A 19974-nucleotide genomic window follows, 5' to 3' on the forward strand; every position below is an offset into this window, starting at 1 on the left:
TGCGCCCCCTAGGGGGGCAGTGACCCGCGCAGCGGCGGAGCGTGGGGGCCTTGTTTACTTCGCGTCGATCAGCGCCTGGATGTTGAGCAGGGTCAACTCGTTGTCATCCGGTTTGCCCAGAGTGCGGCCGCTGGAGTAGGGGAAGTTGTTGTCGTTCACCACCACGATGTGCTTGGCGTCCACCACGGTCAGGCCTTCAGGTCCGAGGTGGGGTAGCACAAAAGTTTCCTCATTCGGCCCGCGCTTGGCCAGCCGGTTGGGGTTGGCGATTTTGGTGAGGTCAATAAAGGCCACTTTCTTCACAAAGCCATCGGCGTCGGTCTGGGCGAAATCGATCTTGTAGACACGCTTGAACCTGGCAGGGCGGGTGAAACAGTCGGTGCGCGGCTCGTCCTTGCAGACGTTGCCGGAGCCTTCGGTCGTGTCGTCGCGTTCGATGACCAGACCAGTGGTAGCGCTCAGCATCTGGAAATCGGCCGCCACATTGCCGGCTTCTTCAAACGCGTACTTCCACTGGCGGGTGCTGTAGGTTTTGCTGGCGGCGTCCAGTTCCAGAATGCGGGTGTAGGGCTTGCCCTTGTGCATTTCTTGGGCCTTGGTGGTAGCGTCCCACAGAGGCCACTCAAACATGGGGTAGAGGGTCTTGCCGTCCAAAGACTTGGCCATGGGCTCGAAGCCGCCGCTACGGCGCACTTCAAAGTTGGCCTCGCCGGGGTAGTTGGGCAAGCGGCCGTTCATGTAGTGGTCGGGGCTGCGGTAAGCCTTACCGCCCACCACGGTTTCGATCACACCCAGCACCTTGCCTTGGGGGGTCACGCGCAGCACATAGGGGCCGAACTCGTCACCGATCCACCATTCGTCACCCACGATCTGGATGGATTCAGGGTCGAAATCGATACCGGTCAGGAAGCGTTCTGCGGTGGCTTCGTTCTGGATGGCAAAGGGCACTTTGCGGTCCGGGTCTTGGAGGAAAGTGGTCTTGAGGCGGGTGACTTCGCCCTTGGCCCAGTCAGCTTTGGCGTGGTGCACCATCAGCAACGCGTCCTGCGAGTTGAGCTTGCTGCCGAAGCCGTTGTCGGTCAGCACCAGGAATTCACTGTTGCCCAGCGACACGATGCCGGAGAACCCTTGAACGGATTGGCCCTTGATGGGCAAGCTGCCACCGGACTTGCGGGGGTACTTGGGGTCGCCCACAAAGCTGATGCCGTCAATGCTGCCCAGTGCCTCGGTGCGCTGGCGGTTCGCCGCGTTGAACTTGCCGGCGGTCTCAAAGAACGGGCCGGCGGACTTGGGCGCTTCCACCGTGGTGGAGGCGGGCAGGGCGGCGTGGCCGGCCAGCACGGCCGTGACTTCCGTTTGGGCGGAGGCGCTGAAGGCGGTCACAGCCAGTGCAAGCGCGGCTGCAAGGCGGGTGGGGGAGAAAGCGTTCATGGTGGTCAAGGTTCCCGGTTGAAGAAGGCGCCGAGACTAAGCCGCGCATATGAAGAAACCGTGACGCTTGCACGGGCCTTCACGCCTGCGATCTGTGCGACATAAGCCTTAGCGATAAACTGGTCGGCTCGCCTCGCGCAGCCCCGAATTGCCATGTTGTTTTTGCTTTCTCCCGCCAAATCGCTGGACTATGAAACGCCCTTGAATGGGCAGCCCCATACCGCGCCTCTGTTCGTCAAGCAGTCCAAGGAATTGATCAGCCTGTTGCGTGCGTATTCGCCGCAGGACATAGCCGGGCTCATGGATCTGAGCGACAAGCTTTCTGCCCTCAATGTGGCGCGCTACGCGGCTTGGTCGCCCAAAGCCACCGAGAAGAATGCACGCCAGGCCGTGCTGGCTTTCAACGGCGATGTGTACGACGGCCTCAATGCCAAGACATTGGGCGCCGATGACTTGGCGTGGGCCCAAGAGCACGTGTGCATCCTGAGTGGCCTCTACGGTGTGCTGCGCCCGCTGGACCTGATGCAGCCCTACCGCCTGGAAATGGGCACCGGCCTGAAGGGCCCGCACGGCAGCAACCTCTACCACTACTGGGGCAGCCAGCTCTCCGACTACCTGAACAAGCGCTTGAAAGTCGACACCACGCCCGTGGTGGTCAACCTGGCCTCCAACGAATATTTCAAAGCGGTGGACCTCAAGGCCTTGAAGGGCCGGGTGGTGGAGTGCGTGTTCCAGGAATACAAAGACGGGAACTACAAGATCATCAGCTTCTTTGCCAAAAAGGCGCGCGGCCTGATGGCGCGCTATGCCATTGAGCACCGCCTGAGTACGCCCGAGCAGCTCAGGGGCTTTGATGTGGACGGCTACGCCTTTGCTGCGCAAGAGTCCACGCCCGAGCGGCTGGTTTTTAGAAGAAAACAGGCCTGAGCGCCCGTTGAATTTGCGCGAGCAGCTATGAAAATAAGAGCGAATGGTATCGAAATCGAAGTCGAAGACAGCGTCACGCAGGACGCGTCGTTCGCGGCCAAGCCGGCGGTACTGCTCATCATGGGGCTGGGTTTGCAACTGATCGCCTGGCCGACCGACATGGTGCAGGGGCTGGAGGATGCGGGCTACCGCGTCATCCGTTTTGACAACCGCGATGTGGGCCTGAGCACCCGTATGGATGCTGCAGGAAAGCCCAACCTGATGTGGGCCAGCCTGCAGTACAAGCTGGGCTTTACGCCTGCAGCCCCTTACTCCTTGAGCGATATGGCAGCAGACGCGATCGGCGTGCTGGACGCTTTGGGGGTGCGCCAAGCCCATGTGGTGGGCGTGAGCATGGGCGGCATGATTGCGCAGCGCGTGGCACTGGCGGTGCCGCAGCGGGTGCTGAGCCTGACCAGCATCATGAGCAGCAGCGGCGCCAAGGGCCTGCCGGGTCCCACCCCCGAGGTGCTGCGCGCCATGCTGAGTCGCCCAACAGGCAGCAGCAAGTCCGCCGTGATTGAGCATTCCCTCGCGCTATTCCGCGCCATCGGCAGCCCGGCCTTCCCATTGCCGGAAGCGGATTTGCGAGCACGCATCACCCGTGGGGTGGAGCGGGCGTTTTATCCCGTGGGCACCTTGCGGCAGATGGTGGCCGTGGTATCCGACCATGCGCGGGCAGCACTGCTGGGGCGCATTGCGGCGCCTACTTTGGTGGTGCACGGAACTGCCGACCCGCTGGTGCCTTTGGCCTGCGGCCAAGACACGGCGCGCCGCATACCCGGTGCTAAGCTGGTGACCATTGAAGGCATGGGGCACGATCTGCCCCCGGAACCGGTGCGCCGCATTCTGGCCGCGCTCTTGTCCCACATCACGGCCCACCCAGCAGCTTGAGAACATCGCATGAACACCCCTGAACAATCCCAACTCGGCAAATCGTCGGCGTATGTTGACCAGTACGACGCCTCGCTTTTGTTCCCCATTCCCCGCTCAGGCAAGCGTGCCGAGATCGGCATTACCGGCGCGGCCCCGTTTTTCGGCGCCGACATGTGGACTGCGTTTGAGCTGAGCTGGCTCAACACACGTGGCAAGCCCCAAGTGGCCTTGGTGCACTTCACTATTCCTGCCGAGTCGCCCAACATCATCGAGAGCAAGTCCTTCAAGCTCTACCTCAACAGCTTCAACAACACGCAGTTTGCTGACGCTTCCGACGTGCTGCAGCGCCTGCGCACCGACATTGCAGAAGCCGCTTGGCGCGGCGGGCCCGTGCAGTCGGTGGGGGTGCGCCTGATAGCGGCCGACCAGTTTGACCGCGAGCCGGTGTATGAGCTCGACGGCCTGAACCTGGACCGCTTGGACGTGGAGTGCACCCGCTACCAACCCGCGCCGGAACTGCTGAACACCGCGCCGGCCGAAGAGGGCGTGGTGAGTGAAGTGCTGGTGAGCAACCTGCTCAAGAGCAATTGCCTGGTGACCGGCCAGCCGGACTGGGGCAGCGTGCAGATCAGCTACACCGGCGCGCAGATCAATCAGGAAGGCCTGCTGCAGTACCTGATCAGCTATCGCAACCACAATGAGTTCCATGAGCAGTGCGTAGAGCGCATCTTTATGGATATCTGGAGCCGCTGCCACCCCACCAAGCTCACGGTGTATGCCCGTTACACGCGCCGCGGCGGGCTGGATATCAACCCTTTCCGGACCAGCCACCCACAGGCGCTGCCTGCCAACACCCGCACTGCACGCCAGTGACCCTGTTGCCGGCAGGTCGCCGGCATGTATTTGCTATTGAAACAGTAGCTGCTAGCGCACAGCCGGTGTGCGCTAAGCAGTGATTTCTTCAGAAATCAACCCGCCGTTGAAGGCATCTACCGGCTGGGGTCGCCCGAACAGGTAGCCCTGGCACAAGTGGCAGCCGTGCGCGGCCAGGAAGGCGCGTTGGGCTTCGGTTTCCACGCCCTCGGCCAGCACTTCCAATCCCAGGTTGTTCCCCATGCCGATGATGGTCTGGATGATCATCGAGTCGGTAGCCTGCAGTCCGATGTTGTGCACAAAGGATTGGTCGATCTTGAGCTGGTCCAGCGGCAGGCGCGTGAGGTAGGCCAGCGACGAATGGCCGGTACCGAAATCGTCCATGGAGAAGCGCACACCCAGTGACTTGAGTGCGTGCATTTTTTCTACAGTGTCGTCCACGTTGTCCAGCACCAGACTCTCGGTCAGTTCCAGTTTCAGCAGGCTGGCCCGGGCACCGCTGGCGCGCAGCGTGGCACGCACATGCTCCACAAATTCGGCTTGCCGGAATTGGCGGGCACTCACATTCACCGACAGCTGCAAATCCGCTGTCTCCGGGGTAGCTTGCCACTCGGCCAACTGTTTGCACGCCTGCTCCAGTACCCACTGGCCCATAGGCAGAATCAGGTTGGTCTCTTCCGCCAGACTGATGAACTCTGCCGGCATCACCATGCCGCGCAACGGGTGGTGCCAGCGGATCAAGGCCTCGGCGCCTACCGGTGTACCGTTGTCAGTGACCTGCAACTGGTAGTACAGCTCAAACTGGGATTCGCTGATGCCGCGGCGCAGATCGTTTTCAAGGTTGGCCCGGGCCTCGATGATGGCTAGCATGCCAGGGTCAAAGAAGCACAGCGCATTGCGCCCGGTGTTTTTCACCTGGTACATCGCAATGTCCGCTTGTTTGAGCAGCTCAGCCGCATTCTGTTGGCTATCGCCGAACATGGCTGCACCCAGACTGCAAGAGCTGCGGTAGTGCTTGCCTTTGAGCGTATAGGGCTCGTTGATGGATCGCAGCACGTTGTCGCCCACCAGTCGGGTCTGGCGGGCGGCTTCCGCGGCGTCCGGGCTCAGGTCCAAGAGCATGACCACAAATTCGTCACCGCCCAGCCGCGCCACCGTGTCTGCTTCGCGCACGCAGCCTTTCACGCGCTGCGCCACTTGCTGCAACAGCAGGTCCCCCACATCGTGCCCCAGGGTGTCGTTCAGCGTTTTGAAGTGGTCCAGGTCCATGAACAACAGGGCGCCATGCCGGCCACTGCGCACGGTGGCCACCAGCGCCTGTTGCAGCCGGTCGGTCAGCAGCCGACGGTTGGGCAAGCCGGTGAGGGGGTCGAAGAAAGCCAGCTGCTCGATCTCGGCGCTGGCACGGCGCAGGCGGGTCACGTCCTGGTAGACGATGACCACGCCGCCATCCGGTGTGCCACGCTCCGTGATTTCGATGATGCGGCCGTTGGGAAACTCGCGCTCGTGGCTGTGCACCCCTTGCGACATGAGCAACATGCGGTTGGCCACCCACTGCACTCTGGCCTCTTCCGGCACATCGCCCAGGGTTTCCAGTGCCGTGACCATCAGCATCTTCTCGAAGGAAGCGCCTGCCTTGATCTCACCCGCCTGCCATGGGTACATCTCCAGGTAGCGCCGGTTCCAGGTCACGACTTTGCGCTGGGCATCCAGCAGCAGAAAGCCGCTCTCCATGGATTCAAGGGCGCGGTCGGTCGTGGCCTTGGCGTCGCTGATGGAGCGCTGGGCGCGGCCCATGCTCTGCAGGTAGCGCACCGCGGCAAAGCCTGCCCCGGCCAGGAACAGGCTGAAGGCCAGTCCCACCAGACCGATGAGTCGCACCTGGAAGCGCCAATCTGCCATGACGGTTTCCATGGGAATGCTGGCCGTGATCAGCAGGTCGTTATAGAGCATGGGGCGCGAGGCCACCAGGGCAGGGCGCTGCTGGATGCGCGACTGCATTTCCCGGGCGTTCACACTGGCGTTGCTACCCAAAGCCGGGTTGAGGATGACGCCGTTCAGCGCGTCCTGTGCCGGCATGCTGGCCAGAAGTTGCCCGTTCCCCCGCTCCAGGGTGGCTTCCAGCTGGCTGATGTCGGCCCCTTGCACGAGGATGGTGGTGATCAGGTTGACTGGTACCTCCGCCACTGCAAGTAGCTTGCTGCCATCGGCCAGTTTCAGGTGCCGCCCGAAAAACAAGACCTGCTCCGCACTGCGCGGGCTGATCACCGGCTGGCTGATGATGAGGGTAGACACCGGCACGTTGATGGCCTCACTCACAAAGCTCGGTGGTGTCTCAGGGTTGGTCTCCGCACCCTGGCTTTCGGAGCTGGCGACGACTGTTCCTTGCGCGTCCATGAGCCAGACATTGCGCACCAACAGGTTTTGCCGGGTGGCACCCTGAATCAGTTTGCCGGCCAGCGGCCCCTCCAGCCAGTCGGCCTGCATGCTGTCCAGATTGAGCAGACTGCTCAGACTGGCCAGCAGCACATCGACCCCCAGCAAGCTGCGGTTGACTGCAGCTTGCGCTCCAGTGACAAAGCGGTCTGCTTGCGATTTGCCATCCGTGATGGCACCGGTGTAAAGGTTTCTGGCCAGCAGCGTGGTGGCGGCGGCTACTGACAAAATCAAGGCCACCGTCACCACGACGGCAGACAAAGTGGCCTTGGAGTAGCGTTGTGGCATCAGCGAGTGGCGGCGCCGGGCGGCGCGGCGGTCCATACGCTGCCGATGGTGTTGTCCCACATGTCTTTGCAGCGCTGGTTACACCGTTGCATCCAGCGCGGAATCACCACTGAGCGCAGGATTTCTTGCATTCTTTCAGCATCCTTCTTGGAAGGAGCGACTTCTTTCATTTGGCCTTTGCGTGTACCTGTGCAGGACGCATCGCCTCGGTTGCAGGCAAGTCCTTCGGCAGTTTCACGTTCGCTCTCGGCCCATATGTTGGCCTCCAGCTTGGGTATTTCGCGCCCCAGCACTGCGCGCAAGTCTGCAGGCAGTGCGTTCCAAGCATTCAGATTGGCGCCGAAAAGTGCCAAGCCCCAGCTGATGGGCATGGGGTGGTAATACTCGGTGACTTCATGCAGACCGATGGTGTAACCGGACATGGTGCCGGTGATGGCGCACTCGGTGTTGCCGGACTGCATATTCGCCACGATCTGGCTGAATCCCACCAGCACGGGCACTCCGCCCAACGCAGCGACCATGTCGGATTGGGTGGGTGAGGAAACACGGATGCGCCGACCTTCAAGATCCAGCAGGCTGCTGAACTGGCGTTTGCAGAACAGCACTTGCGCCGGGTAGATATATACAGCCAGCAGTTCCACCCCATGTTTTTCCCGCAGCATCTTTTGCAAATAGGGGCGGTACGCGGCGAGGTTGCGGCGCAGGCTGGCGATGTCGGGGTTCAAGCCTGCCAGGTCTATCGCCCCCAACATGGGGTTTTGAGCGGAGGACAGGTTCATGAGCGCAGTGCCGAAGGGCACGACGCCGAGTTCCATCAAGCGCAACATTTCTTCACCAGGAACTCCGGACCGGTCAAAAGGAGCTATCTCTGCGCTGTATTTGCCTGCGGTCAGACGGGACAGCTCTTGGGTCCAGAAAGGCTCCTCATTGCGCACGTACTGGTGTATGCCCGCCAAGCCGCCCACGATGCGCAAGCGTTGTCCGCCCGCGGGTGCTGGTGGCGCGGCCTGAGCCCAAGCCTGCGCAAGGCTAGTCCAGAGTACCAACATCCAAGCCAACAACGTGCGGGGGCTTAGTTTTTTCTCCACAGTACGCCTCCTGCTGATCTGCAGGTTTCATCCTAACGCCAAGGAGCAAAGTTTTATGTGAAAACCTTCACAGATTCAGATTTTGGGTCCCAGCGGACAAGATCAATGCATCAGCGGGCGCCGGGCGCCCGAAGTAATAGCCTTGGAAGGCATCACATTGCATCGCGGCCAGCGCATCGCGTTGTTCAGCGGTTTCCACGCCTTCCGCAATTACCGTCAGACCCAGGCTCTGGCCCAGTGCGACCACGGTGCGAGCGATCACCGCATCGCTAGGGTCAGTCAGTACGTCGCGAACAAAGGACTGGTCGATCTTGAGTTGCGACAGGGGCAGACGCTTGAGGTACGACAGGGACGAATAGCCTGTGCCGAAGTCATCGAGCGAAAAGCTCACTCCCAGCTCCTTGATCGCCATCATCTTGACGATGATGTCTTCCACATCGTCCACCAGCATGCTCTCTGTCAGTTCCAGCTTGAGCTGACCGGCCGGCGCACCGGAGCGTTGCAGTGCCTCTCGCACGCTGGCCACGAATTCGGGTTGCGCCAGCTGCGAGGCACTCACGTTGACAGCGAGGGTCCAGTGGGCGGTCATGGGGTTGCGGCTCCACTCCACCAGTTGTTGGCAGGCGGACTCCATCACCCATTCGCCCAGTGGCAGGATCATGCCGGTCTCTTCGGCCAGCGGAATGAAGTGGGCGGGCGACACCAAGCCGCGCACCCGGTGGTTCCAGCGCACCAGGGCTTCTGCACCGGTGCAACGGCCCTGTCCGTCGATTTGCACTTGGTAGTGCAGCACGAACTCGTGTCGTTGCAGGCCCAGACGAATCTCTTTCGCCAGCTCGGCATGGGTCGTGACCGCCGCTTGCATGACCGGGTCGAAGAATCGGGCGGTGTTGCGGCCGGCTGCCTTGGCCTGGTACATAGCCACATCGGCTTTCTTCAACAAGTCGTCCATGGTTTCATGGTCTTCCATGAACACCACAATGCCGATACTGGGGGTGCTGTTGTAGCCGTGACCGCGCAGGCTGTAGGGCAGTGCCAGTGCGTCCAGAATCTTGTGGGCCACCACTTCTGCCTGGTTGGCGGCCTCAGTGCGGTTCTCGCTCAAGCCTTCCAGCAGCACCACAAATTCATCGCCGCCCAGACGCGCCACGCTGTCGCCTTCGCGCACGCAGTTGCGCAGGCGGTAGGCCACTTGCTGCAAGAGTTCGTCCCCCACATCGTGGCCCAGGGTGTCATTGAGCAGCTTGAAATGGTCCAGGTCCAGAAACATCAGCGCGCCATGCTGACCCAGCCGCGCGCTATTGACCATGGCCTGGCGCACCCGGTCCATCAGCAGGCGCCGGTTGGGCAAGCCGGTGAGCGGGTCGTAGAAGGCGAGGCGGCGGATTTCTTCTTCGTCCTGGCGCTGCTGGGTAATGTCCCGCAGCGTCACCACAAAGGTATCGTGCTCGGTGTGCGGTATGCGTGAGGCAGACACGCTGATGGGCCGTATGGCCCCGTTGGCATGCCGTCCGGTGACCTCGGCGCTTGCGCCTTCAATGCCATCCACCGTGCTCAGCAACTCGAGGTGTCCTTGTGCATTGAGCGGAAGTTGCGTGCCCAACAGTTCGCTGAGCGTCTGCGGGCGGGGTGCCTCGGGGTCACGCCCCATCATTCGGCAGGCGGCATTGTTGAAAGTGTGGATGCGCCCATTTAGATCCAGCGTGACCAAGCCGTCAACCATGCTGTCGAGGATGGCCTGGCGATAGAGCCCCGCTTCTTCAATGGCCTGGCGGTCCTGCCGGATCTGCCGGTCATTCAAGTCGTTTTCAATCGCGAGGCTGAGCAGGTAGGCACTTCGGCGTGCCGACTGGAGTTCAGAGTCAGACGGAATGCGGGCTACGCCGTAATAGTTGGCAAAGGTACCGATCACCTTGCCCTTGGTGGACCGGATGGGCACCGACCAGCAGGCCCGCAGCCCATGGCTCAAAGCTAGTTCCTTGTAGGCAGCCCACAAGGGATCATTTGCGATGTCCGAAACAAGGACTTCCTTGCCGGTGAATGCTGCAGTGCCGCAGGATCCCGCCGAGGGGCCGATGGCGCCGCCATCTATAGCTTTGCAGTATTCGATGGGGAGATTCGGGGCAGCGCCATGTCTCAGGTGCTTGCCTTCTTCGTCCATCAATAGCACCGAGCCCATCACGCCGGTGAATATGGCCTCGTAGCGCAGGATGAACTCCGACATGATGTCCTGCAAGGGCACATCAGAGGCCAGCATCTCCAACAGGCCGCGCTCTGCCGCATTCTGTTGCTGTAGTTGGCGTTGTTCGGTGATATCGACCGTGGACCCCACAATGAACTGGGGTTGTGCTTGGTTGTCAAACAGGGGGACCAGGGTGGTCAGGGTGTGGCGCGCATCGTGCTGATAACCGACTTGAAGCACATCCTCATGGGTGACTGCGCTTCCCGTACCGAATGCTTCCAGATCCCGGCGGTGAAAGAAAACAAGTTGCTCTTCACTCAGGATGTCACCGACTCGGTCCGTCGGTGCACCCCCCAGCGCAGGAGCCATGGATTCACGCCAACACTGGTTGACGTAGACGACATGACCCTGCGCGTCCTTCACGAACAGCGGGACCGGCACTCCTTCCAGCAACCGAATCAAATCATGTTGTTGCAGCGTGCGCAGGAACTTGTCGGGCATGGGGGGGAACGTTCGGCGCGTGGTGTGTTCAAGTTTCTATGGTAGCTGGAAGACCTGCACCGCACGCGCCACGGAAGAGGCGCTGTCATTGAGCCCGTCAGCGGAGGCCGCAGACTCTTCCACCAGGGCGGCGTTCTGCTGGGTCACCGTATCCAGTTGGGTGACTGCTTCATTGACCTGAGAGATTCCAATGGCCTGCTCTTTGGTGGCGCTGGTGATCATCTGGATCAGGTTGCCGACTTCCTGCACATTGGCAACCACCGCGTCGATGGTGCGCCCAGCGTTCTTCATCTGACTGGAACCTTCGGAAATCTGCTCGGACGATTGGGCAATCAGCTCGCGTATCTCCTTGGCGGCGGTGGCACTGCGTTGGGCCAGAGCCCGCACTTCTGAGGCCACGACAGCGAAGCCCCGGCCTTGCTCCCCGGCACGCGCGGCTTCTACGGCAGCATTGAGCGCGAGAATATTCGTCTGGAAGGCAATGCCCTCAATGACGGTAATGATGTCCCGCATCTTGCTGGAGGATTGATCAATGCGCTCCATCGCGGCAATCACGTGATGGACCGCTTCGCCTCCTTCTGTGGCAACCTGGGAGCTGCGAGCGCTCTGCTCGGAGACCCGGGCTGCGGTGTCTGCGGTCTGTTTTACCGTGCTGGAGAGTTCCTCCATGGAGGCCGCAGTTTCCTCCAGGCTGCTGGCTTGTGCCTCTGTGCGGGCCGACAGGTCCATGCTTCCTGAAGCAATCTCTGCCGCAGAGCGGCCCAGATTGGTAATCTCCTCACGCACATCCCCCACCACGGCACGAAGGTTGATCTGGATCTGTCGCAGCGCTGCAATCATGTTTCCCAGCGGGGGTGGATAGTCACCCGCCACGCTGGTTCTCAAATTACAGCCTGCCAAGTCATAGGCGAACTCCTCTGCAGCCCTGATGGCTGAGGAGAAGCGCATCTGGAACCAGGTCATCACACCGGCAGCACCGGCGAGCAAGCAAAGAAGCTCGGTCCAAAACAAGGTGTCCGGCTGCAGCCCCATCAACTGCGGCGACATGCCCAGCAAGACCATGATTCCGAGAGCCACACCGAGCCGCGCTGTCAGTGTCATGCGCCCCACAGCCCCGGCCCAACCGCGCAATCCCTGGTAACGAACTTGGCCACCGCGCAGGAAGATGGTGGTCTTGCCGGACTTTTCCTCTTCCCGCATCTGCGCGTAGAGAGCCTCAGCTGCCTGGATATCCTGCCGGCTGGGTTTGATGCGAACGGACATGTAGCCTTTGGGCTTGCCGTTCTCCAGGATAGGCGTGACATTCGCCTGCACCCAGTAATGGTCTCCGTCCTTGCGACGGTTTTTGACCAACGCTGTCCACGGATGCCCGCGTCCTATCGTGTTCCACATGTCACGGTAGGCCGCTGGCGGCATGTCCGGGTGGCGTACCAGGTTGTGGTTTTGACCTATCAGCTCCTCGTAACTGAATCCGCTGGTCTCCACAAAAGCATGATTGCAGTGGGTGATGATTCCTTTGGTGTCTGTCATCGATACCAGCATCCTGTCGGATGGGTAGTCGTATTCCCGCTGGCTGACCGGCAAATTGACGCGCATGTCGACTCTCTCCCTTTACACGTGGTTTTAAGCTAGAAGCTCCCTTTTGTATCCATTTGGCCTCAGGGCGGGTCCTGAAGTCAATTCTCTAAAGCCCGGAAATAGCACGTCCCTGCGGGCTGATTGACTTAGGTCAATTGCCGGCTGGAAACTTGATCTGGGCAATTTCCCTTGGGGCTGTGAGGGTGGCGGGTGATGCATGCCTGTCCCCGGATCACCTCAAAAAAGCTGACCCGTCAGAGGGTCATTTGCTATATTTTTCGTAGCTGTATGTGCATGCCTCATGGGCGCTGAAGGCTTGTTTTTCGTGTGTTCCAGCGCCTCGTCCTCACTGAGCAGTGCGCCTACACGCACGCCCAAGAGACGCAGGCGTTTTTGCAATGGCGCGCGCTTGAGGCACAGGCCCGCAATGCGGCGTATGTCTTTGGCGTCAGCCGTGAAGTAGTCCACCGTGATGTCTCGGGTCACGCTTTTGAAATCATCAAATCGCAGTTTGATTCCCACGGTTTTTCCGCGGTAGCCCTTGCGCTGCAGGTCTTCCGCCACTTGTTCACACAGGCGGGTAAAGATGGCGCCCAGCTCTGCTTTGTCCCGCACCGCGTGCAAGTCGCGGTCAAACGTGGTCTCGCGGCTCATGCTTACCGGCTCACTCTCGGTTTCCACCGGCCTGTCGTCCCTACCGTGGGCGGCAGCAAACAGCCAGGCTCCGGTGCGTGGGCCGAAGGTGTCCATCAGCCACTGCAACTCTTGTGAGGCGAGCTGGCCAATCGTTTCTATGCCGTGCTTTTTGAGCTTTTCGTCCGCCTTGGGGCCTATACCATTGATCTTGCGGCAAGCCAGAGGCCAGATCATGGACTCCAGATCCTCCTCATGTACGATGGCAATGCCGTTGGGCTTGTTGAACTCGCTGGCCATCTTCGCCAGCAGTTTGTTGGGGGCCACGCCTACCGAGCAGGTGAGGCCCGTGTCATCAAAAATCGCCTTCTGGATCAGCCTCGCCAGCACGCGCCCGCCCTGGCGTTGCCCACCGGGCACGTGGGTGAAGTCGATGTACACCTCATCCACCCCGCGGTTTTCCATGACCGGGGCTATGTCTGTGATGATGGCCTTGAAGCGCTGGGAGTAGTGCCGGTACTGCGCAAAGTCCACCGGCAACAGAATGGCTTGCGGGCACAACTTGGCCGCCTTCATGAGCCCCATGGCCGAGCCCACGCCGAACTGCCGGGCGGCATACGTGGCGGTGGTGATGACGCCTCTTCCTGTGTAGCCCCCCAAAAGCGGGAAATCGGCGACCGGAATTTTGTGCAGCGGCGTGTCTGCGTGTTTGACCAGCAGCGCGTCATCCGCATGCCGCCGCCCGCCGCCTATGACCACCGGCAGCCCCTTGAGCTGCGGGTAGCGGAGCAACTCCACTGACGCATAAAACGCATCCATGTCCAGGTGCGCAATGCGGCGCACAAGGGATGAGGGCGACTTTTCAGCTTGCATGTCCACGAGGATATCAAGCCCGAGGAGTCGTAAGCCTCCTGTCCAGCGGCTGGGATATCATGGTCACGGGGATATCCGCGGCGTCCAAAACACTACATAGCGCTGCACAAACGGATAGCAGGTACGTCGTTGTTTTCCAAAGCCGTCAGCCGCCGCAGACTTCTGGCCGGTAGTGCGCTTACCCTATTCGGCAGCGCGCTGCCGGTGGCCAGCAGCCACGCGCAGGACCGCCATGCCCGATTCAAGGGGCAGACGGTGGCCTTCAGCATCCCGGATCACCCGCACTTTGACGCCATGCTCAAGCTGCTGCCGCAGTTCACGGCAGAGACGGGCATCAAGGTGGACGTGGCGCGCGACAACATCTTGCGCATGAAACATGTGCAAATGGCCGAGCTGGCCAAGCCACAAAGTAGCCTGGACCTCGTCACTTACATCGTCACCTGGAAGGGCGAGTACGTCAAAAAGAAACTCATTGCGCCACTGGAAGGCTTCCTGAACAACCGCCTGCTGGCCGACCCGGACTACGCTTTTGGCGACCTGGTGCCGCGCTATGTGCAAAACATCGGCCTGGTGGGTGGGCCCAAAGGTTATTTGCCCGGCCCGGGCGCCAAGCTGTACGGCTTGCCCTACGGTGCAGAGACGTCCGTGCTGGCCTACCGGCGAGACGTATTTGAAAAACATGGTTTTGTACCTCCTCGCACCTATGCCGATCTGGCTGACATGCTGGGCCCTTTGCGTGAGAAAACCGGCATAGGCGCACTGACCTCGCGTGGCCAATCCGGGCACAACTGTGTACACGCTTGGTTGCTGCACTTCAATGCCCTGGGCGGTCGTTTTTTTGACGATCAGTGGATGCCGCTGTTTCACCGTAGTGAAGGCGTGCAGGCGCTGGAGTTGCTCAAGCACATTGCCGATACCGGTCCCAAAGGAATACCCCAGTTTTCGTACAACGACTCGCTCGCAAGCTTTCTGCAGGGCGAGAGCGCGATGTACCTGGACTCCACCGCTGTATTCGGCGCGGTGCGCAGTTCCCCACTGTCCAAGGTGGACGGCAAAGTGAGTTATGCGCTGCATCCGCGTGGCACCCGCTATGCCTCGCAATCCGGCGGGTTGGGGCTGGCCATCGCGCGTAACTCGGCGCGCAGTGAGGCGGCCTTCCTGCTTTTGCAGTGGTTGACGTCCAAGGCGCAAGACAAGGCGGTGGTGCGGCTGGGGGGCGGGCCCAGCCGCTTGTCTACCATGTCGGACTCTGAGGTCGTGCGCCAGTATCCAGAGTTCATCACCCTGAAAGAACAATTGCGCTATTCGGAGCCTGACTGGCGCCCCATCATCCCCGAGTGGGATGAGATCAACACCGGCCCTTTGGGAGCCGCGGTGTACCAGGGCATGACCGGCGCGAAACCGGCGGACAAAGCCCTGAGCGACATCGTGCGCCGGGTGAACGACATCATGGCCGCAGCGGGTTACCGCTGAGGCGCAAGGGGCCGGTTCAGAAGGTGCCGGGCACCAGAATGTTGCGGTCCACGTTCTGGATGTTGGTGTGACCGCAGAAGGCCATGGTTACGTCCAGCTCTTTGTGGATGATTTGCAACGCCTTGGTCACCCCGGCTTCGCCCATGGCGCCCAGGCCGTAAACCATCGCACGGCCGATCATGGTGCCCTTGGCGCCCAGAGCCCAGGCCTTGAGCACGTCCTGCCCGCTGCGAATGCCGCCATCCATCCAGACTTCCAGTTTATCGCCCACGGCAGCCACGATGGCAGGCAGTGCGCTGATGCTGCTGGGTGCGCCGTCCAACTGGCGGCCGCCATGGTTGCTCACCACAATCGCGTCCGCTCCGCTCTGGGCTGCCAACACGGCGTCTTCCACATCCTGAATGCCCTTGAGGATGAGCTTGCCACCCCATTTTTCCTTGACCCATTTCACGTCGTCCCACGACAGGCGAGGGTCGAACTGTTCGTTGGTCCAGGCGGCCAGGGACTTCATGTCGCTCACCGACTCCACATGCCCCACCAGGTTGCGGAAGGTGTGGCGGCGGGTGCCCAGCATGCCTAGGCACCAGCGCGGCTTGGTGGCCAGGTTGATAATGTTGGCCAGGGTGGGGCGGGGTGGGGCGCTCAGGCCGTTTTTCAGGTCTTTGTGGCGCTGGCCTATGACTTGCAGGTCCAGGGTCAGCACCAGGGCACTGCAGCGCGCAGCGCGGGCGCGCTCGATCATGTTGGCCATGGCCTTGCGGTCCCGCATCATGTAGAGCTGGAACCAGAAGGGGGCGCTGGTGTTCTCCGCAATGTCTTCGATGGAGCAAATGCTCATGGTGGACAGCGTGAAAGGAATGCCGAACTTTTCGGCAGCCCGCGCAGCATGGATCTCGCCATCGGCATGTTGCATGCCGGTCAAGCCTACCGGGGCGATGGCCACCGGCATTTTGGCCGCGGTGCCCACCATGGTGGTGCCGGTGCTGCGGTTTTCCATGTTCACGGCGACCCGCTGGCGCAGCTTGATCTTCTGGAAATCCTCTTCATTGGCACGGTATGTGCCTTCGGTCCAGGAGCCGGAGTCGGCATAGTCGTAAAACATGCGGGGAACCCGCTTCTCAGCCAGAACGCGCAAGTCTTCAATATTCGTGATCACAGGCATGCAAAGTCTCCTTCATCGATGCGGCATGGTAGTCCGCAGGCGGTGGTTTGCCCGTGAAATCCGACCTGCGGCGCGTGAAATTATTGAATCGGCGCGCTGCTTGCTGGTGTCCGGCCTGCTGCTGGCCACCATGGCGGCCGGTGCCGAGCCGCCCTCCCTTGCACCCCGGGTGTCCGAATTTGCATGGTTGGGCACCGTGGCCGGGGTGGAATCCGGCAGCTTGGTGCGCATTGCCCTGCCTGCTGATGCATTGACCCGCCTGCAAAGCCGCGCCGGCCATGACGTGCGGGTGCTGAATGCCGCGGGTGAGGTGATCCCCTATGCGGTGACGGGGGGCGACGGTCCGGTGCGCCAGCGCCATGCGGTGCAGACACGGGCTTTTTCATTCACATCCACCGCCACTCAGGCCATTGCCGACCTGCGCACCGAGGTGCAGTTGCTGGCAGCGCTGGACATCAAGGGTGTGTGGCACCGCAACACGCTTATTTCTTTGCAAGTGGCAGTGAGTGACAACCTGCAAGACTGGACCCCGGTGCCCGTGAAGGGGCCGGTCTACCGCTTTGAAGGCGCCGAGCCGCCGGTGAACACCGTGTTGGAGCTGCAAGAGCCTTTGAGCGTGGAGGGACGCTACCTGCGGATCACTTGGCCGGGTCATACCGGCGTCAAGCTCGCCAGCCTCACAGGGCGGGTGGCCGGTTGGCGTCCTCCGGTGCCCGCAGTGCGCGCCGAGTTGGGGGCCGGTGTGGCCGATGGCGCGTCAGGCTTTGTCTGGTCTTTCCCGTTCGCTACGCCCTTGAGCGCGGTGCACCTGCACATGCTGCAGGGTGACGATCCTGTGCCCTTGCGCATCTCGGCCCGCGCCGACCCTGCACAGCCTTGGAAGCTACTGGCCTCAACCGTGGTGTACCGGCAAGACTTGCCGGGCGGATTGGGCAGCAACCCGCCACAAGCACTGCCGGATGCACAGATTGCGCAATTGCGCATAGAGGCCGGTAACGGCGTGCCTTTGCCGGCCGGCGGTTTGCGCCTGGCGGCAGAGCTGTCGCCCATGCAGGTTTTGTTTCTGGCCACAGGCCAAGGGCCCTACACCGTGGCAGCCGGCCGGGCCGGCACCGCGCAGGCTGCCGTGGAGCTGGAAAGCCTGATTCCCGGTCCTGCGATGGTGCCCGACATCGTGCCGCTGCGGCCGGTCAAGCAGCTGCGGGCCGTGCTGCCCGGGGCACCCCAGCTGTGGGCCGCATCGCTGATGCCCGCACATTGGAAGGTGCGCGGCCCGGTGTTGTGGGCTTGGTTTCTGGTGCCTCTGGCCGTGGCTATGGTCGCCGTGTGGGTGCTGGTGCGGCCGACGCACCGCCCTTGACGCCGGCGCCCCGCACCTCCAGCCGAACCTGGTCCAGCACCTTGCCTTTGTTGTCGACGATCTGGATCACATGCCGCCCCGGCCAGGGCAGCCACAAAGCCGTGTTGCCTTTGGCGATTTGCTTGCCGTCGATCAACCAGCGCAGATTGCTGCCTTCGGCCTCCAGGCTCAGGCGCTGGGCCTGGGGCGGAATGTCGGGGTCCAGCGCGAGGATGGTGCCGCTGGTCGGGGCGGTAATGCGGGCGGTGTTGGTGGTGCTGTTACCGGAGCTTTTCGAATCATTTTGGCCTCTGGCGCCCGTGGAATATGCGCGGGTAGCTCCCTTTTCCATAGCAAAAACACTCTGCTCAGTGCCGTTGATGAACCATTCACTGCGGGGTGCTTCGCCCTCTACAGTCACCGTTTTTTGCACCAGACCGGCAGGGGGCTGGGGCGCACGGCTACTTCGCTGGCGGTGCAGCTGGTTCATGACTGCCGCCCAGATAGGGGCGGCGCCGGTGGTGCCGCTCACGTCCCACATCGGGGCGCCGCTGGCGTTGCCTACCCACACGCCAACGGTATAGCGCTGGCTGAAACCCACGGCCCAGTTGTCGCGCATGTCTTTGCTGGTGCCGGTTTTGACCGCGGCCCAGAAGCGGGTGGCCAGCACGCTGTCGGTGCCGAAGGTGCGGGCACGTGCCATGGGGTCGCTGAGGATGTCGCCTACGATGAAGGCGGCCCGCGCATCCAGCGCCGGGCTGAAGGGCGGAGGCGTGCGACCCACGGTGAGGCGGGTGGGGCTGGCGCGGCCGCCATTGGCCAGGGTGCGGTAGCTGTTGGTCAGGTTGAGCAGCGTGGTCTCAGCACTGCCCAAAGCCAGGCTGTAGCCATAGAAGTCGCCACTCTCCTTGAGCGGCATTCCCATGCGGGCCAGTTGTTTCTGAAAAGCGTCGGGCGACACCATGACCAGCGTGCGCACCGCCGGCACATTGAGCGAGGCGCCCAGTGCGGTGCGGGCCGACACCCAGCCTTTGAACTGGCGGTCGTAGTTCTGCGGGATGTAGAGGCCACCGGTGGTTTGGATCTGGGTGGAAGAGTCTTCGAGCAGGGAGGCGGCAGTGATGCGCCGCTCCGCCAGTGCCTGCCCGTACAAAAACGGCTTGAGCGTGGAGCCGGGCTGGCGCAGCGAAGTCACAAAGTCCACCTCGGGCGCGGCGCTCAGGGGGCCGCTGCTGTTGACCCAAGCCAGCACCTCGCCACTGGCGTTGTCCAGCACCAGCAGGGCGGCGTCTTCCACATGCCGGCCGCTCAACTCGCGCAGCTGGGTTTGCAGGGCCTGTTGGGCAAAGCGTTGGAGGGGCGCACTTAAAGAGCTGCGGATGGTGGCCGGTGCGGCGCCATCCCCCACCGTGGTGCGGGCCAGCTGGCGCGCCACGTGCGGGGCGATGCCCTCGCTCGCCGCAAAGTCGCGGCGGGCCAGGGCGGAGGCCACCAACAGCTCCATGGCTTCGCAGCCACCACTGCTTGGGCTTGCGGCCTTGTTTGCACTGGTGGGCTCCAGGGTTTTGAACACACTGCAGGCCCGCTGGGTGACCTGCGCCTCTTTGGCGTTGGGCGCGCGGATCAGGGCAGCCGCCACGGCGGCCTCGCGGTGGTCCAGGCCGTGCGGAGCCTTGCCGAAGAGGCTGCGGCTCAAAGCGTCAATGCCCACCAGCTCGCCCCGAAAAGGCACGAGGTTGAGGTAGGCCTCCAGGATCTGGTCTTTGCGCCAACCGCGTTCCAGGCTCTCGGCGGCCATGGTTTGGCCCAGCTTTTGCACCACGCTGCGGCCGGAGTTGCTGCGCTTCAAATCCTCGTCCAACAAGCCGGCAAGCTGCATGGTGATGGTGGAGGCGCCCCGGGTTTTGGTGTTCCACAGGTTGGCCCAGGCGGCGGCGGACACGGCTCGCCAGTCCACCCCGCTGTGCTCGTAAAAACGCTTGTCCTCGCTCAGCACCAGCGCCGTGCGCAGCGCAGGCGACACATCGGCCAGCGCCACCCACTGCCCGCGGCGCACGCTGGTGTCGGTGCGCAGGCGGTGCAGCACTTCGCCCTGGCGGTCCAGCAGCAAGGTGTCGGAGGGCTTGTAGCCAGCCTTTACATGCTCAAAACTGGTCTTGGCGCCCGCCGAATGTGCGCAAGCAGCTATCAAAAGCGTAGCAAAAGTGAGGCGCAGCCTGCCTGTAGCCTTGGTGACCTTGGGCACGGTGTGCCAAGACTGGTCTGCGTAAACTGT

General features: G+C 62.0%; 13 protein-coding genes. 5 read left to right on the forward strand and 8 right to left on the reverse strand.

Features of this window, described 5'->3' with window-relative positions; all coding sequences use genetic code 11:
- Positions 1 to 54: 54 nt before the first annotated feature.
- Positions 55 to 1431, reverse strand: a complete 1377-nt coding sequence (locus RAN89_RS08555; RefSeq protein WP_313869162.1) for an esterase-like activity of phytase family protein — start codon at positions 1429 to 1431, stop codon at positions 55 to 57.
- Between the two features lie 153 nt (positions 1432 to 1584).
- Here RAN89_RS08555 and yaaA point away from each other — a divergent pair, with 153 nt between their 5' ends.
- From yaaA to queF, 3 genes are read left to right on the forward strand one after another with little or no spacing between them, the layout of a single operon-like run.
- Positions 1585 to 2358 (forward strand): peroxide stress protein YaaA, encoded by a 774-nt coding sequence (gene yaaA, locus RAN89_RS08560; RefSeq protein WP_313869163.1) that lies wholly within the window; start codon positions 1585 to 1587, stop codon positions 2356 to 2358.
- 27 nt (positions 2359 to 2385) lie between these two features.
- Entirely contained in the window at positions 2386 to 3291 is a 906-nt protein-coding gene (locus RAN89_RS08565) for an alpha/beta fold hydrolase (protein WP_313869164.1), read from the forward strand.
- A gap of 9 nt (positions 3292 to 3300) precedes the next feature.
- Positions 3301 to 4146 carry an NADPH-dependent 7-cyano-7-deazaguanine reductase QueF gene (gene queF / locus RAN89_RS08570; RefSeq protein WP_313869165.1) on the forward strand — a complete coding sequence of 282 codons (846 nt, stop codon included), beginning with the start codon at positions 3301 to 3303 and terminating at the stop codon, positions 4144 to 4146.
- Between the two features lie 72 nt (positions 4147 to 4218).
- Here queF and RAN89_RS08575 read toward each other — a convergent pair whose 3' ends face one another.
- The 5 genes from RAN89_RS08575 to dinB all read right to left on the reverse strand — a co-directional run bounded on the left by RAN89_RS08575 (position 4219) and on the right by dinB (position 13725).
- Positions 4219 to 6906 carry a bifunctional diguanylate cyclase/phosphodiesterase gene (locus tag RAN89_RS08575; protein ID WP_313869166.1) on the reverse strand — a complete coding sequence of 896 codons (2688 nt, stop codon included), beginning with the start codon at positions 6904 to 6906 and terminating at the stop codon, positions 4219 to 4221.
- Positions 6870 to 7919 carry a TRAP transporter substrate-binding protein gene (locus RAN89_RS08580; protein ID WP_428984502.1) on the reverse strand — a complete coding sequence of 350 codons (1050 nt, stop codon included), beginning with the start codon at positions 7917 to 7919 and terminating at the stop codon, positions 6870 to 6872. The genes RAN89_RS08575 and RAN89_RS08580 overlap by 37 nt, the downstream gene beginning before the upstream one ends.
- Before the next feature lie 106 nt (positions 7920 to 8025).
- Positions 8026 to 10641, reverse strand: coding sequence for an EAL domain-containing protein (locus RAN89_RS08585; RefSeq protein WP_313869168.1), 2616 nt, complete (start codon positions 10639 to 10641; stop codon positions 8026 to 8028).
- Between the two features lie 36 nt (positions 10642 to 10677).
- On the reverse strand, positions 10678 to 12237 hold the full coding sequence (locus RAN89_RS08590; RefSeq protein ID WP_313869169.1) for a methyl-accepting chemotaxis protein: 1560 nt from the start codon (positions 12235 to 12237) through the stop codon (positions 10678 to 10680).
- Between the two features lie 219 nt (positions 12238 to 12456).
- Positions 12457 to 13725 (reverse strand): DNA polymerase IV, encoded by a 1269-nt coding sequence (dinB, locus tag RAN89_RS08595; protein WP_313869366.1) that lies wholly within the window; start codon positions 13723 to 13725, stop codon positions 12457 to 12459.
- 129 nt (positions 13726 to 13854) lie between these two features.
- Here dinB and RAN89_RS08600 point away from each other — a divergent pair, with 129 nt between their 5' ends.
- Complete coding sequence (locus RAN89_RS08600; protein WP_313869170.1) at positions 13855 to 15198, forward strand: ABC transporter substrate-binding protein; 1344 nt, start codon at positions 13855 to 13857, stop codon at positions 15196 to 15198.
- A gap of 16 nt (positions 15199 to 15214) precedes the next feature.
- Here RAN89_RS08600 and RAN89_RS08605 read toward each other — a convergent pair whose 3' ends face one another.
- Positions 15215 to 16360 carry an alpha-hydroxy acid oxidase gene (locus tag RAN89_RS08605; protein WP_313869171.1) on the reverse strand — a complete coding sequence of 382 codons (1146 nt, stop codon included), beginning with the start codon at positions 16358 to 16360 and terminating at the stop codon, positions 15215 to 15217.
- On the opposite strand from RAN89_RS08605, the gene RAN89_RS08610 reads away from it, so the two are divergent.
- Positions 16359 to 17720: a DUF3999 family protein gene (locus RAN89_RS08610; RefSeq protein WP_313869172.1), complete on the forward strand. Its 1362-nt coding sequence runs from the start codon at positions 16359 to 16361 to the stop codon at positions 17718 to 17720. The two genes, RAN89_RS08605 and RAN89_RS08610, sit on opposite strands and share 2 nt — an antisense overlap.
- On the opposite strand, the gene pbpC is transcribed toward RAN89_RS08610, so the two are convergent.
- Positions 17674 to 19944, reverse strand: a complete 2271-nt coding sequence (pbpC, locus tag RAN89_RS08615) for a penicillin-binding protein 1C (protein ID WP_428984503.1) — start codon at positions 19942 to 19944, stop codon at positions 17674 to 17676. The genes RAN89_RS08610 and pbpC overlap by 47 nt on opposite strands.
- Positions 19945 to 19974 lie beyond the last annotated feature (30 nt).

This window comes from Rhodoferax mekongensis (assembly GCF_032191775.1).
Classification (GTDB): Bacteria; Pseudomonadota; Gammaproteobacteria; order Burkholderiales; family Burkholderiaceae_C; genus Allorhodoferax; species Allorhodoferax mekongensis.

What these genes read in the sequence shown, in the direction of transcription:
- RAN89_RS08575 (WP_313869166.1), bottom strand. Translation starts at nt 6,906, where the DNA reads ATGGACCGCCGCGCCGCCCGGCGCCGCCACTCGCTGATGCCACAACGC.
- RAN89_RS08590 (WP_313869169.1), bottom strand. Translation starts at nt 12,237, where the DNA reads ATGCGCGTCAATTTGCCGGTCAGCCAGCGGGAATACGACTACCCATCC.
- RAN89_RS08555 (WP_313869162.1), bottom strand. Translation starts at nt 1,431, where the DNA reads ATGAACGCTTTCTCCCCCACCCGCCTTGCAGCCGCGCTTGCACTGGCT.
- RAN89_RS08585 (WP_313869168.1), bottom strand. Translation starts at nt 10,641, where the DNA reads ATGCCCGACAAGTTCCTGCGCACGCTGCAACAACATGATTTGATTCGG.
- RAN89_RS08605 (WP_313869171.1), bottom strand. Translation starts at nt 16,360, where the DNA reads ATGCCTGTGATCACGAATATTGAAGACTTGCGCGTTCTGGCTGAGAAG.
- RAN89_RS08565 (WP_313869164.1), top strand. Translation starts at nt 2,386, where the DNA reads ATGAAAATAAGAGCGAATGGTATCGAAATCGAAGTCGAAGACAGCGTC.
- RAN89_RS08580 (WP_428984502.1), bottom strand. Translation starts at nt 7,919, where the DNA reads ATGTTGGTACTCTGGACTAGCCTTGCGCAGGCTTGGGCTCAGGCCGCG.
- RAN89_RS08610 (WP_313869172.1), top strand. Translation starts at nt 16,359, where the DNA reads ATGCAAAGTCTCCTTCATCGATGCGGCATGGTAGTCCGCAGGCGGTGG.
- yaaA (WP_313869163.1), top strand. Translation starts at nt 1,585, where the DNA reads ATGTTGTTTTTGCTTTCTCCCGCCAAATCGCTGGACTATGAAACGCCC.
- queF (WP_313869165.1), top strand. Translation starts at nt 3,301, where the DNA reads ATGAACACCCCTGAACAATCCCAACTCGGCAAATCGTCGGCGTATGTT.
- dinB (WP_313869366.1), bottom strand. Translation starts at nt 13,725, where the DNA reads ATGCAAGCTGAAAAGTCGCCCTCATCCCTTGTGCGCCGCATTGCGCAC.